We start from the raw sequence: 13,420 nt of genomic DNA, 5'->3' as shown, positions 1-13,420 counted from the left end.
GTGTTTTAGTAGTATAGATTGATTATTAGACTAATAATCCTTTTTCAAAAGCTACTCTAACTAGCCCGGCAGTATTTCGTACACCTAGTTTCTGAATCAAGTTACTACGATGTGCTTCGATAGTTTTAACTGTAACAAAAAGTGTATTTGCAATTTCTTCAGTGGTATATTCTTTGGCGATTAATTGCAATACTTCTTTTTCCCTTCTGGTGAGTTTAGGAATAAAAGAAGATGTGGTTATACCAATACTTTCATTCAATAATTGATTTTTAAGATTGTTGGGTAGATAGGTTTTGCCAGAGTGTACGGTTTTGATAGCAAGTTCTAATTCTTCTTTAGAAGTGTTTTTTAATAAATATCCTTTGGCACCGTTACGCATCATATTTTTTATAAACCCTGTTTCATTATAGTTTGATAAACCAATCACGGCTAGATCGGGATATTGTTTAGTAATAGCTTTGCATAATTCGATTCCGTTACTATCGGGTAGGTTAATATCCAGAAGTACTACATCTGGTATTAAATTCGTGATATTGGTTAGCAATTCCTCTCCTTTAGTATAAGTGGCAATTAATTGTATATCGGTAGTATCCTTGAGCATTATTTCTAATCCCTTTAATACCATTGTATGATCATCTAAAATTGAAACTGTTATCATGCTTTATATATTTTGTTGAGGTCAAGTACAATGGTAAAAGTGCTACCGTTTTGGTTAGAAACAATATCTAGATTAGCATTAAGAAAATTGATTCTGGATCTTACATTCTGTAACCCTATTCCGTTACTTTTTGCAGATAGATCAAATCCGTTACCATTATCTTCAATAATAATATTTACGAAATCGTCATGTTTGTTAATTTGGACTAAAGCTTCGCTGGCATTAGCATGTTTTATAATATTATGAACGAGTTCTTGTATGATTCTATATATGGCCGTTTCTTTTTCTTTTTCAAGAATTAGTTGGTTTCCAAAGTATTGAAAATTTATATGTAATGGATTTGTATTGTTTGTCGTATTACAAAATTGTTGTATAGCTTCTATCAAATCAAAGTTTTGTAAAGAAGCAGGGGATAGGTTGTGTGAGATTCTGCGCACCTGTTCTACTGTGTTATCAAGCATCTCTATGGTTTCCTTATGAATTGTCTTTTCTGTATCATTTAATGTAAATGATGGTAACGAGGTTATTTTGTACTTGATTACAGCTAAATCACCATTTAAACCGTCGTGCAGATCTTGAGCAATACGATTACGCTCTTTTTCTTCTCCATTAATTAAAGATTCTAGTTTTACAATTTCTTGTTGACGTTGTAATACTAGTATTTCATTGTTTTTGATTTTTTGTCGCTGTTGGTAAATAAATAATAAAGAAAAGAAACCTAGTATAGCTGATACTATAGATAGTGTTAAATAGGTTTGATGTTTCTCTGTTTTTAATAACTGATTTTCTTGCTTTTGTATCGTCAGATTCTGCTGTATGATTTCTTTATTTTTTTTTGTGACTTGATATTTTTGATCTAGATCATAGGCCATATAGGTTTGTTGTTGAGTCGTAATCTTTTCTTTTGTTTCAAGATATTTGTGTTGCGCTTCATATCCTTTTTTAAAATCTCTTGTTTCGACCCAATAGATAGAGGATAATTTGTAAAAAGACTGTTTAAGATGTAAATCACTTATAGTAGCTATGAGAATATTTAGTTTTTTTAGATGTATATCGGCTTCTTTCCAGTTTTTAAATGTAATATCTTGAGTAAGTTTTGTTAGGTATAGATCAAACAAAGTATGATTTGGTATTTCTTCGTTTTCGATTTGATTAGTATTTAAAGAAGGGATTTTTTCAAATTGTTTTGTTTCCCAATATAACTTAGCGCTTAAAATTTCTATTTGAATTCTATAACGGGGAACATCCTTTTTTTTAAGTAATCCCTGAGTTTTAGAGATATAAGATTCTACTTCTTTATATCGTTTTAGTTTTAGTAAAATAGAAGCTTTTAGGATGTATGTTTGACAAATCGTGCGATCTACATTATAGCTAGTCTTAGCAAAATAATCTAAAGCTTTATCTGTATGTATTAAGGCTTTTTGTAGATCGTTTACTTTATAAAAATTTCGGGCTAATGTAGAGTGTGGCGTTCCAAGTCTATAATAATCATTTGTATCAACAATTGCTATTCGCTTAAAAATATAATATACGGCAGAGTCAATCCTTCCTATGTTAGAATAGGCCACTTCTTTTGCATTATAAAAGTACCTTAAACTACTTTTAGATGTGCTATCAGAGATATGTTGTTGTGTTTTTGTATTTAATACATAAAAACATGAATCTAATTTTCCTTCTGCTCTTAATGTATTTGCGAGTTGCGTATTTAGTTCTACGAGATAGCTATACCTACGGTATTTTTTATAGATTTTGATACTTTTTTTTAGATGTATTTTAGCTGTAGATAGGTCTTGTTTAAATCTATATATAGTTGCCTTTGCGCTGTATGCATACCCTATAAATAAGCTATCGTTGTTTTGGATGCCGTAGTCAACAAGACTATCGGTAATTTTTAATGCGTTTTCAAAATTAGTTTGGTTAAGAGATTCATGCAGTTGATAGGTTAATCTTTTTTTAACTGATGAGGTATCTATATCATTATTATGTTGTGCAGATATAGTACAGATATAAGGAAATAGAAGAGAACAGATATATAGTAATATTGGTTTCATGACCAATGGTTAGTTTAATGATAAAGGTTCATATCTAAAGGTACAAATCTTTGTTATAATGAATGTTTCTTCTTGTTTAAAAGAGGATGTCAAGTATTTGACATCCTCCTATTTGTGTTGAAATCATAAAAGTAGTGTACCTAGGCCTACAGACGTAGTGTTGTAATAATCCCAGCCCGTATTGGTAATGTTATCTAACCATGTATTTGGTGTTGTAGAAATGAAGGAGCTTCCTGAAGCAGGAAAAACTTGGTTACTATTAAGTAAAGAAACGTTATAAGAAGTTATAAACCATCCATCTTCTCCTTGTAATCTTATATTTGCTCGTTCTAACTCGATCCACGATAGCCCTGTATATGGGATACAAATACCAAGAAGGTGGAAATCTGTTTGTCCCAACTCTCTATCATTATTTGGATTATTTAAAGTTAAATACCCAGAATTATAAGTTCCAAAATCATGATCAAAATCTACTGAGGCCTGAACAATTGCATTTGTATTATTATAGGGATGATTACCCGTTTGAGTAGATATTTGAAAATATACTATAGTGCCGTTTACTTTATTTTGCATAGTTTTTCTTTTAAAAAAGTTTTTAACAGCTTCATTCCAATGAAGTTCGGTTATTTCTTTATTCATTTTATTGTCAAAACTCATATGCAATAAAGGAAGTATACTCTCTTGTTGTTCATTTAATTCTTCATCATGATGTTCGGTTTTACTTCTAAACCCTTCATCATTTATTATGTTAGTTTCTTCATGGATTATTTCCTCTGGTTTTTCACAAGCAGTAGATATTATTACTAGTACCAGTGCTATTGTCGATAATTTAAAAATTGTTGTTTTCATAATATGTAGTTTTAAGATTGTACTTTTATTTTTACAAGGTTTTTTTGAAACCTCTTTACTTTAAAAAAAAGGTATATTAGATACACTTTTTTGTTTTGTTATTAAAAGATAACGCGTCCAATACCAACGTTTCCAGTATTATATCTATCCCATGTATTTAGATAATCATTATCTAGCCAAATATTAGGTGAAGACAATATAAACGATCCATATACACCGTCTTGTAGAGTTGAAGATGCATATCCAGTTTGATCACCTGGATATATTTTTACAAAAAAACTTTTAACAACCCAACCATTAGTACCAGTAAGTTCTAGATGAGCATGTTCTGCTTCTACCCAAGATACAAGCTGTCCTACTATTGAGGCTCTAAAAAAATAATAGTCCCATTGCCCTGATTTTCGATCATCTCCATTATTTAGATCAACATAACTTGTATGATGATTCCCGGCACTTGTATTAAATGAAACTTTTGCTCTAGCCAGTCCATCTGTTTGATTATAGAGTTCATCACCTGTTTCAGTTTGTATCCAGTAATGCCAATCGCTTGCAGATCCTTTAGTATTTTTAATCGGATTCTTTTTTAAATACTCTTTAATAGCTTCATTCCATTGGAATTCTGCTTCTTTTTTGCTAATACTTTTATCAAAACTCATATGTAATACGGGATATTGGACATCTTCATTTTTAACATCTAAAATTAGATCGTTATTACCGGTTTCACTTCTAAACCCTTCGTCATTAAGTTCTATGGTTTCTTTTGTGATAACATCTTCTGACTTTTCACAAGAAGTAATACATAATACTCCTAGGATTAAGGATGCTATGATTCTTTGATTTCTAAAATTTTTCATATTTATTAATGTTAAGATTATTTACTTTTTTTAATTGGTTTTCGAAATCCTATACGTACAAATTTGTTGTTGCTAAATTATTGGTAATCAATTATTTATTTGTAAGGGTGAAACCTAGAGTTTAAAACCTAGGGTTTTCCCTAGGTCGATAAAAGGCATATCGATAAAAGTTTATTGATACGCCTATAAAACAACACTGTTTTTTCTTTAAAAAACCACGTTTAGATCGTATCTTTATGACATAAAAGAAACTTCCGGGAAAATGATCTTTTTTTAGACATATGTAACTAATGTTACCTACTATACTAGTGTCTAATAGTACCTTTATAGAATTAAAAGACTTAAAAAAGTAATTTATGGAAAACCTTGATGCAGCAAGACTTCAGATGGCATTCACCCTTATATTTCATATTGTTTTTGCTTGTATTGGTATGGTAATGCCTTTTTTTATGGTAGTATCTCATTACAAGTGGTTAAAAACTCGAGATCAAGTATATCTTACCCTTACCAAATCATGGCAAAAAGGAGTAGCCATATTTTTTGTAACCGGTGCTGTTTCAGGAACGGCATTATCTTTTGAATTAGGGCTTTTGTGGCCTGAGTTTATGAAACATGCGGGGCCTATTATAGGAATGCCTTTTTCATTAGAAGGGGCGGCATTTTTTGTAGAAGCAATAGCCCTAGGATTTTATCTCTACGGTTGGGGCAAATTACCAGAACGTTTCCATTGGATAACGGGGATCATAATAGGTGTTTCAGGAGTTGCTTCGGGGATATTAGTTGTGGCAGCAAATGGTTGGATGAATTCTCCCACTGGTTTTGATTATATAGATGGCAAGTTTCTTAATATAGATCCGGTGCAGGCGATGCTTAATCCGGCTTGGTTTACTCAGGCACTTCACATGACCTTGGCAGCGTTTACTGCTACAGGTTTTGCCGTAGCAGGAATTCATGCATATCAAGTATATAAAAATCGAAAAGTAGCACTGCATAAAAAAGCATTTAAAATAGCAATTACGTTTGGAGCTGTGGCCGCGATACTACAACCAATTAGTGGTGATATTTCTGCAAAAGATATTGCAGAAAGGCAGCCAGTAAAATTAGCAGCTATGGAGGCACATTATAATACTGAAAAAGGAGCTCCTTTGTATATTGGAGGAGTAGTAAATGATAAAACACAAGAAGTAAGATATAAAATTGCTCTTCCGGGGATGTTATCATTTTTAGCTTTTGGAGATTTTGATGCAGAAGTAAAGGGACTTAATGATTTTCCAGAAGATGAACGGCCTAATGTAGCTATGGTACACTATGCATTTCAGGTGATGGTTGGGATAGGTACAATGCTACTCTTAGCGGGGCTATTATATTTTGTATCGCTAAAAAAGAAAAAGTGGCTCTCTAATACCAAATACTGGTTATTATTTGTGGTATTGGCACCAATGGGATTTATAGCACTAGAAGCAGGCTGGATCGTTACAGAGGTGGGTAGACAACCTTGGATCATTCATAATATCATGAGAACAAAAGATGCAGTAACTCCAATGCCAGGTATTGTGGTTAGTTTTTATACCTATATCGTTGTTTATCTTACACTTTCTGTTGCAGTAACTTGGTTAATGCTACGACAAATAAGAGTGTTAAATCATTCAAATCATTAAGTATGTTATATGTTGTTTTATTCTTTCTTATATTTTCGTTGTATCTCTATGTTATTTTGGGAGGTGCCGATTATGGAGCAGGTATTGTAGAACTTTTTTCTTCAGAAGAAAATCAAAAGATTACCAAAAAAACAATTTATCGTGTTATGGGCCCCGTTTGGGAAGCAAATCATATCTGGATTATTATCCTTATCGTAATTTTGTGGATCGCTTTTCCCGCATATTACAATGTCTTGGTTGTTTATCTACACATACCTCTTACTATTGTTTTATTAGGAGTTACATTACGTGGCGTTGCTTTTGTATTTAGACATTATGATGCGATTATAGACGATTCACAAAAATTGTATGACACCTTGTTTAAAATCTCAAGCTTTGTTACTCCAATATTTTTAGGAATTGTATTTGGAGCTTTGATTAGTGGTGAAATACCACTAGAAGCAGATATAAGTAGTTTAACTTTTTATGATGCCTTTATTGGTTCATGGCTTAATGTATTTAGTGTATTGGTTGGATTGTTTTTTGCCGCTTTATGTGCATTTTTATCAGCCGTACTATTAATAGGAGAAGCAGAGCAGGGTAACGAAAATATCTATGTAAGAAAAGCTACCATAGCTACAATAGTTGTTTTTGTAGTGGGATTACTAACTTTTGTTTATGGATATTTTTCAGATAATGTTTTTGTGCAAGATTTTATAAAAAATCCATGGACTATTATTTTGGTGGCTATTTCGGGATTATTATTATTTCCATTATGGAAAACGATTAATAGTGGTAATAAAGTTTGGAGTCGGTTTTTTGCAGGATTACAAGTGTTTTTAATTTTATTGGCAGCTATGGTATCTCACTTTCCAGATATTATAATAACCACCACTGGTAGCATAAGCTTATTAGATAATATTGCCCCTGATAGTGTAATCAAGGTACTTGGAATTTCTCTATTAATAGGAGGTGCAGTAATCCTACCAGGACTGTTTCATCTTCTTAAATCTTTTAAAATGATCAAAATCTTAGAAAGAAAGTAGTCGTATGGATTTGGATATTTTTGTAAGATTATAATACCATATTGAAAATTTAAGTTTTATAAAACATTTTTTTAGGTGTTGGAGTATGTTGATTTTTAGAATTAATTCTCTAGTTTTGTTAAGGGACAAGTAGTTTTTGGAATGTAAATCTTTAGCGTAGATTAATTAATATTAAATCAATATTTGTGAAAAGAATTATTCTTTGTGTTACAGTCCTACTTGGGTGTTTAATTACTAATGGTCAAGTTACAAACGGAGTCCCCAGAAGCTCTTCTATGAAACTGAATAGAAATATTCCTGTAGTAGAAATGCCATCTTTTGATCTTAAAAAACTTCAAGCAGAAGATGCTATAAATGACTTAAATAGTGCTAAACCTTTTAGATTTGGACATGAATTTAATGTTGATTTAGATCTTAAGAACTCTGGAGTTATAGAAAAACTACCTAATGGAGATCAAATTTGGAGAATTAATATTAAATCTCCTGGAGCTCATACGTTAAATTTTATTTTTGATGCTTTTGAGTTGGCAGATGGAGCAGAGGTTTACCTATATAATCAGGATAAATCTTTCACTTTAGGCGCCTATACCAGTAGGATGAATAATGAAAATAAATCTTTAGGAACCTGGATTGCCGACGGAGATACAATAACAATCGAATATTATATACCAGCTAAAGTAAAAGGGCTAGGTAGCTTTCATATAGGTTCTGTCATTCACGGATATAGAAGTGTAAGTAATTTTGAAGCTCATCAAAAAAGACTAAACGATTCTGGTGATTGTAATTTAGATGTAAATTGTTCAATAGGATCTGATTTTGATCCATTAAAAGATAAACTTAAAAAATCCGTAGCCTTAATATTAAATAATGGGAGTGATTGGTGTACAGGAACTTTAATAAACAATACGAGTAATAATAAAGCTCCTTATCTTCTTACTGCTAATCACTGTAGCGGAAATGAAGCAAATTGGTCTTTCAGGTTTAATTGGATAAGCACCAATACAGTATGTGCAACAGAAACAAGTAGTACAGATAATGGTCCTAGTAACTACTATACAACTAGTGGATCAAAAGTTTTGGCAAAAAACCAAGAATCTGATTTCGAATTAATTGAGATAACAGGAGGATTAGATAATGCTTGGGATTTAGAATGGGCTGGATGGGATAGGAGTGATAATACACCAACATATGTGGTAGGTATACACCATCCTAGTGGTGATATCATGAAAGTATGCAGAGATGATAGCGGCGTTACCAAGATAAGACAAAATGCTGGTGGGTTTACACCAGAAGCAGAAACTTGGGATATTACAAATGCTGGTCTAGGTTGGGAGCAAGGCGTTACCGAAGGAGGATCTTCTGGTTCTGCATTATTTGACCAAAATGGAAGAATAATAGGGCAATTATATGGGGGAGATGCGGCATGTGCATCAACCAATGATAATGATTTACATGATTACTACGGGAGATTTGCTACTTCATGGGATTTTGGAACTACAAGTGATACACGTTTATCCGATTGGTTGGATCCAGAAAATACAGGTTGTATAGTGCTAAATATGTTGTCAGAAGTTAATGCAGGTGTGATTGCTTGTGATACCGAGATCGTAAAAGAACCTAATAAAGAAACTGTTTTGTTTCCTAACCCAACCAAAGGAGAACTTTTTGTTTCTAATATAGGTGATGATACACTAAATTATATTGTTTTTACAGTTTTGGGTAAAAAGGTTCTTCAAGGTGCTATGAATAAAGGAAACAATACCATAGACCTATCGGTAGTAGCATCAGGAGTATATTTTGTTCAGATAGCGAATAGTGCCTCTAACGCAAGTTTTACTAAAAAAATCTTTGTAGAATAATTTAAGTCGTAGACTACCTAATTTTATTCACTTTATATATTATAAAAGCAGTACATCGTACTGCTTTTTTTTATGCTGTCTCAGAATTTGAGATTTCTTCGAGCTAGTTTTACCCCAGATTAAAATAAGAAACAATACAAAGCGTACTATTTAAAATTCAATTAAAATGAAAAACCTAACAAACAAAGAATTAAGAGAAACTAATGGTGGAATCGATGGTTTAGCCATATTAGCAGCAATTGCAGAAATCGAAAGACAAAGACAAGCTATCGAGAAATTAGGATCATTAACAGGTACTACAGACGATATCCACTAATAAGATATCGTAAAGATTAAGGGCAAAAAATAAACATTACTAAAATTAGGACTTATGAAAGATTTAAAAAAAATAGGGAAACCACTAAATAGAGCACAACAAAAAGATATAAAAGGGGGATTAGACAGATTACCAATGAACGATCTTAACGATTGTAGATTTCCTTTGGCGGCACCACCAGAAGGATGTAACTGGCACCTTAATTTAAAAACATGTACAGCGCAACTTATATGTTCTGACTTAGCAGCATTTGCATTTTAATATGCAAAGATTATCTTAAAAGGTTAGATAGTCTTTTTACTTTAGATTATAGGATATGATCCTATATCATTAAAAGCTCTGGGATGCATTCCAGAGCTTTTTTGTGGTTGTATATTTTAGAAGAGACGAGATGGTGATGAGGTATAAAAAAAATAAAAAAGAAACCTTTGCGTTTTACTAAATAGCGAGAAAAAATTATATTTGCAATCCAATTTCGGGTAGTAGCTTAGTCCGGTTAAAGTGCTGGTCTGGGGGACCAGAGATCGGAGGTTCGAATCCTCTCTACCCGACAGTTTTAAAACTCCTTTATCTAGGGAGTTTTTTTATTTTTATACGTTTCCTATTTATTCTTTTTCTCTAATAGTATTATTTTGATTATCAAAATGTAATACATAGAAATCTTGTTGTGTTTTGATAAAACTTCTTTCACTATAGCCATGATTGTGGTTTGCCATAAAGAAGTTTACATAAATGTAAATATATTCACGATGAGAAATAAAAAAGCAAGAAGTATATAGCAAATAAGTGCTAATTCGCAAAATTGTTTTTCGTTTTAAACGACTACCAAATTTAAAAAAATGGGTTTTAGAATAGAAAAATAATTGACAAAATAAAAAGTTTTGACTAGATACTTAATTGAAAGCTTACTATTTTTAATCTCATACTATTCTTACACATAACGTTAAATGTAACTTTAAAAATCAAATACTATGAGAAAAATGATTTTACTATTTATTATTGTTTTATCAAGTTGTGTTAATGATGATGACGGTACTAGTTCGCCATTGCCAGAATTAACCTTTGAAGGAAAAAACACATTTGGCTGCACTATCGATGGGGTCAACTTTCTACCGAGAGAGAGTGGATTTAATTTAAATGACCCTATTCCCGAATTAACTTCGCAATATGTATTCATTAACCTGGATGCACCAAACGGATATTGGTTTTCAATTTTTGCAGACAATGAGGTTTTAAGTCAATCAATTACGATTGAACGAATTTTATCGGATATGCCATTAACAGAAAGAGTCTATACTTTTGGAAATCAAGAGCATGGAGTGTTAAATGCCGATTATCAGACGATTGGAGACATTGTAACGAACGAATATGGGAATGATTTTCGAAGATGGACTAATTATGCAACAACAAATCAAACTGCTGGAGAGTTAAATATCATAAAATTAGATCAAGACAAACAAATTCTATCAGGGACGTTTTGGTTTGACTGTGTTGATCCAGAAGGTAATATAGTTAAAATAAGAAACGGTCGATTTGACGTTAAGTACAAAAACTATTACTAAAAAAACATAAAATTTATAATCGCAGTTACGGCAGATTTTCAATTCGGTTTGTATTTGCTAATTTAGTTACAGAAATACACAATGCAATCATACACAAACACATTGTAAAATATTTAACTAAATCAAATTATTACTCCACTTGAATAAAGATATACTTCACTCAATCTTATTTCTGAAATAGTTTTAAGAAATGTAGATTTGAAATCTAAATAAATCTGATGAAAAAGCTATATATCCTAATTATTGTAATATTCTTTATCTCTTGCAAATCAACATTTGTTACAAATGATAATAGCAATATTAATACTAGCGTAAACCTTTATGCATTTATAGGGGAGAAAATATCCGTAACAGAATTTAATCCAAACAGAAAAAATAAGAGAATCGAAATAGACTCTATTACAGGAGATACTATTAGGTATGTAAGTTTTGTAATGGATCTTGGATTTAATAATAAATACAAAGTGTTAAAAAATGTGTTTAATAAAATAGAGGGCGATACTATAAATTTTGTGGCTTACAATCATTATGGACGACCTGGGTTTGAGAATTATAAACATGTGATTCTATATCTTTCAAAAGACAAGAAAAGTGGTGCTTTTTACCATCAAAAATATCAATTTGACCCTGTTAAAAAAAGTAAAAATGGGATTTGGAAGGGGTTAAAAGGTCAAAGTATACAAAAGTTATTTAACAAAAAAAAGGAAGGTGTATTAGGTGCTCGAGGAATATTTGATTAACAAATTAACGTTTATATAAAACATGACATATATATCAATGTAAAGTTTAAGAATGAGCCGAAAGGTTAACGTATTTTGTAATGATGTCAAACTTATTGATAAATTAATATTCTATTAGTCATAGTGTAAAAAAATATCGAGGTAACATTTGTTTTTGCCAAGACACTTATAATAAATATTTAGTAATAAGAGAGAAGGCAAAATATCAAATCAAATGGATAACGAGATAGAAAACAGTAATAAGCTTGAGAGTTTAACTGATAAAGAAATTTTTTCGAAAATATGGACAAAACCTAGGCAAGTTTTTAAGTTTATTAATGATAAACATTATGATAAATATGTAAAATTATTGTTAGTGCTTGCTGGGATTTCTAGAGCATTTGACAGAGCATCCATGAGAAATATGGGGGATAAAATGCCTGTATTAGTGATTTTAGGTTTGTGTATTATACTTGGTGGACTTTTAGGTTGGATATCATATTACATTTATGCCGCATTACTAAGTTGGACCGGAAAATGGATAAACGGAAAAGGTGATACTACATCCATTTTACGAATTTTATCATATGCGATGACACCGGCAATAATAGCTTTGTTGTTCCTTATTCCCCAGATTGGAATTTATGGTAATGAAATATTTAAAGCAAATGGTGATATTACAAGTGCAGGACTTATTTCAAATATTATTGTTTATGGCGCTATGATTTTAGAGTTTATTTTAGGTATTTGGACAATTGTATTTTGTGTAATTGGAATGTCCGAAGTTCAAAAGTTATCGATTGGTAAATCTATTTTAAATTTGCTATTACCCATCTTGGTCTTTGGTGTTCCCATTATAATACTTATTTTCATTTTAAACGGGTTTTAAAAAGAAGAAATATGGTTTGTACTAAAAATGAAATCTATTCTAACATATTATTACGTGCACAACTATAAAAGGGTAGAAGAAGGAGAGCTGTTAAAAACTCCTTGCTTTAGTTATTATAAAAAATGGAATTTTAAAAAAAAAAAAACTATTTGATTTTGAATTTTATAGATGTAAAATAAAGAGGAAGAAAAGCCTTAAAAATTATAATTTTTAAGGCTTTTTTTAAAATCATACAACAGACACACATAATGTTGTATGATCGAACACTACAAGAATTCGTACTATTTGGGTTATTTGTAAATACTAACTATATAATAGGATAGCAATTTTTTTGTAGTATAGTATCTATTTTATGCGAGTAAAAACATCGTTTCCAACAAATACAGAGGCATAATCTTTACTAGGGATAGTTTCGTTTGCTAATAAAAAAATCGTTGTTATTTTATTTTCTGTGGGATGAAATTGACCGGTATACGAAGTTACAGATCTGTATTCTGGGTCATTGTTAGATGGCCAATAGACAGAAAACGATAGTGCTAAACCTTTGTCTTTTATAGGTTGATGATTATCAATGGTACCTAATAATCTGCGAGGTCTTCCTCCTTCTCGGGTAAAGCTTCCATGTAGTATGCTTCCTTGTGATGCTAAAAATAATTTTGATCCAGCTTCACTTTCCCAATGGCCGTATATCGGGCCAAAGATATCAGACTTTATCATCGGGTTATAGCTTCGTATTGCAGTTCCGATAGTATTATCAATATATTGTTCAATTTTATCTAAATTTTCAATCATCTTTCTTGATATTTAATTATTACTAATTTTAAATCGGGTTTTGGATTTTTCTTACGTAATAAAACTATCTGTAGCTACTTGATTCGTGTTTCATAAGGTTTACACTAAATTAGGGGAAAATTCCCTTAAAAATATTTCATCTTATTGCACCGGTATACCCTTATTTTATTGGTGTTTAAGTGATTTTG

Annotated in this window: 13 protein-coding genes and 1 tRNA gene; 9 read left to right on the top strand and 5 right to left on the bottom strand. The window is 31.3% G+C overall.

Features of this window, described 5'->3' with window-relative positions; genetic code table 11:
- Window positions 1-25 precede the first annotated feature (25 nt).
- The 4 genes from AWE51_RS22605 to AWE51_RS22590 all read right to left on the bottom strand — a co-directional run bounded on the left by AWE51_RS22605 (window position 26) and on the right by AWE51_RS22590 (window position 4,412).
- Entirely contained in the window at window positions 26-658 is a 633-nt protein-coding gene (locus AWE51_RS22605; protein ID WP_066318599.1) for a response regulator, read from the bottom strand.
- Complete coding sequence (locus AWE51_RS22600; RefSeq protein WP_066318598.1) at window positions 655-2,709, bottom strand: sensor histidine kinase; 2,055 nt, start codon at window positions 2,707-2,709, stop codon at window positions 655-657. Before AWE51_RS22600 ends, AWE51_RS22605 begins: the two co-directional genes overlap by 4 nt.
- Before the next feature lie 123 nt (window positions 2,710-2,832).
- Window positions 2,833-3,558: a hypothetical protein gene (locus AWE51_RS22595; protein WP_066318597.1), complete on the bottom strand. Its 726-nt coding sequence runs from the start codon at window positions 3,556-3,558 to the stop codon at window positions 2,833-2,835.
- A 101-nt stretch (window positions 3,559-3,659) separates the two neighbouring features.
- Window positions 3,660-4,412 (bottom strand): hypothetical protein, encoded by a 753-nt coding sequence (locus AWE51_RS22590; RefSeq protein ID WP_066318596.1) that lies wholly within the window; start codon window positions 4,410-4,412, stop codon window positions 3,660-3,662.
- Window positions 4,413-4,768: 356 nt separating this feature from the next.
- Between AWE51_RS22590 and AWE51_RS22585 the strand changes: the two genes are divergently transcribed.
- From AWE51_RS22585 to AWE51_RS22550, 9 genes are all read left to right on the top strand, one after another.
- Window positions 4,769-6,070, top strand: coding sequence for a cytochrome ubiquinol oxidase subunit I (locus AWE51_RS22585; RefSeq protein WP_066318595.1), 1,302 nt, complete (start codon window positions 4,769-4,771; stop codon window positions 6,068-6,070).
- A 2-nt stretch (window positions 6,071-6,072) separates the two neighbouring features.
- The gene (locus AWE51_RS22580; RefSeq protein ID WP_066318592.1) at window positions 6,073-7,095 is read left to right on the top strand and encodes a cytochrome d ubiquinol oxidase subunit II; all 1,023 of its coding nucleotides are present in this window, start codon (window positions 6,073-6,075) and stop codon (window positions 7,093-7,095) included.
- A 185-nt stretch (window positions 7,096-7,280) separates the two neighbouring features.
- The gene (locus AWE51_RS22575) at window positions 7,281-8,954 is read left to right on the top strand and encodes a T9SS type A sorting domain-containing protein (RefSeq protein ID WP_157766199.1); all 1,674 of its coding nucleotides are present in this window, start codon (window positions 7,281-7,283) and stop codon (window positions 8,952-8,954) included.
- A 166-nt stretch (window positions 8,955-9,120) separates the two neighbouring features.
- Window positions 9,121-9,270, top strand: a complete 150-nt coding sequence (locus tag AWE51_RS26715) for a hypothetical protein (RefSeq protein ID WP_157766198.1) — start codon at window positions 9,121-9,123, stop codon at window positions 9,268-9,270.
- Between the two features lie 54 nt (window positions 9,271-9,324).
- Entirely contained in the window at window positions 9,325-9,531 is a 207-nt protein-coding gene (locus tag AWE51_RS22570; RefSeq protein WP_066318590.1) for a hypothetical protein, read from the top strand.
- A 215-nt stretch (window positions 9,532-9,746) separates the two neighbouring features.
- Window positions 9,747-9,821: transfer RNA gene (locus AWE51_RS22565), tRNA-Pro, on the top strand.
- Window positions 9,822-10,241: 420 nt separating this feature from the next.
- Window positions 10,242-10,832, top strand: a complete 591-nt coding sequence (locus AWE51_RS22560) for a hypothetical protein (RefSeq protein WP_066318588.1) — start codon at window positions 10,242-10,244, stop codon at window positions 10,830-10,832.
- Window positions 10,833-11,050: 218 nt separating this feature from the next.
- Window positions 11,051-11,572 (top strand): hypothetical protein, encoded by a 522-nt coding sequence (locus AWE51_RS22555; RefSeq protein WP_066318586.1) that lies wholly within the window; start codon window positions 11,051-11,053, stop codon window positions 11,570-11,572.
- Between the two features lie 214 nt (window positions 11,573-11,786).
- Entirely contained in the window at window positions 11,787-12,440 is a 654-nt protein-coding gene (locus AWE51_RS22550; protein ID WP_066318584.1) for a Yip1 family protein, read from the top strand.
- A 345-nt stretch (window positions 12,441-12,785) separates the two neighbouring features.
- Here AWE51_RS22550 and AWE51_RS22545 read toward each other — a convergent pair whose 3' ends face one another.
- The gene (locus tag AWE51_RS22545) at window positions 12,786-13,232 is read right to left on the bottom strand and encodes an avidin/streptavidin family protein (RefSeq protein ID WP_066318582.1); all 447 of its coding nucleotides are present in this window, start codon (window positions 13,230-13,232) and stop codon (window positions 12,786-12,788) included.
- Window positions 13,233-13,420 lie beyond the last annotated feature (188 nt).

This window comes from Aquimarina aggregata (assembly GCF_001632745.1).
Classification (GTDB): Bacteria; Bacteroidota; Bacteroidia; order Flavobacteriales; family Flavobacteriaceae; genus Aquimarina; species Aquimarina aggregata.
The sequence above is the reverse complement of the archived record's forward strand: the minus strand, read 5'-3'. Positions and strand labels throughout refer to the sequence as shown.

Bases quoted from the DNA above. Each gene is read 5' to 3' on its own strand.
- AWE51_RS22585 (WP_066318595.1), top strand. From the start codon at position 4,769: ATGGAAAACCTTGATGCAGCAAGACTTCAGATGGCATTCACCCTTATA.
- AWE51_RS22590 (WP_066318596.1), bottom strand. From the start codon at position 4,412: ATGAAAAATTTTAGAAATCAAAGAATCATAGCATCCTTAATCCTAGGA.
- AWE51_RS22580 (WP_066318592.1), top strand. From the start codon at position 6,073: ATGTTATATGTTGTTTTATTCTTTCTTATATTTTCGTTGTATCTCTAT.
- AWE51_RS26715 (WP_157766198.1), top strand. From the start codon at position 9,121: ATGAAAAACCTAACAAACAAAGAATTAAGAGAAACTAATGGTGGAATC.
- AWE51_RS22560 (WP_066318588.1), top strand. From the start codon at position 10,242: ATGAGAAAAATGATTTTACTATTTATTATTGTTTTATCAAGTTGTGTT.
- AWE51_RS22555 (WP_066318586.1), top strand. From the start codon at position 11,051: ATGAAAAAGCTATATATCCTAATTATTGTAATATTCTTTATCTCTTGC.
- AWE51_RS22600 (WP_066318598.1), bottom strand. From the start codon at position 2,709: ATGAAACCAATATTACTATATATCTGTTCTCTTCTATTTCCTTATATC.
- AWE51_RS22595 (WP_066318597.1), bottom strand. From the start codon at position 3,558: ATGAAAACAACAATTTTTAAATTATCGACAATAGCACTGGTACTAGTA.
- AWE51_RS22605 (WP_066318599.1), bottom strand. From the start codon at position 658: ATGATAACAGTTTCAATTTTAGATGATCATACAATGGTATTAAAGGGA.
- AWE51_RS22550 (WP_066318584.1), top strand. From the start codon at position 11,787: ATGGATAACGAGATAGAAAACAGTAATAAGCTTGAGAGTTTAACTGAT.
- AWE51_RS22570 (WP_066318590.1), top strand. From the start codon at position 9,325: ATGAAAGATTTAAAAAAAATAGGGAAACCACTAAATAGAGCACAACAA.
- AWE51_RS22545 (WP_066318582.1), bottom strand. From the start codon at position 13,232: ATGATTGAAAATTTAGATAAAATTGAACAATATATTGATAATACTATC.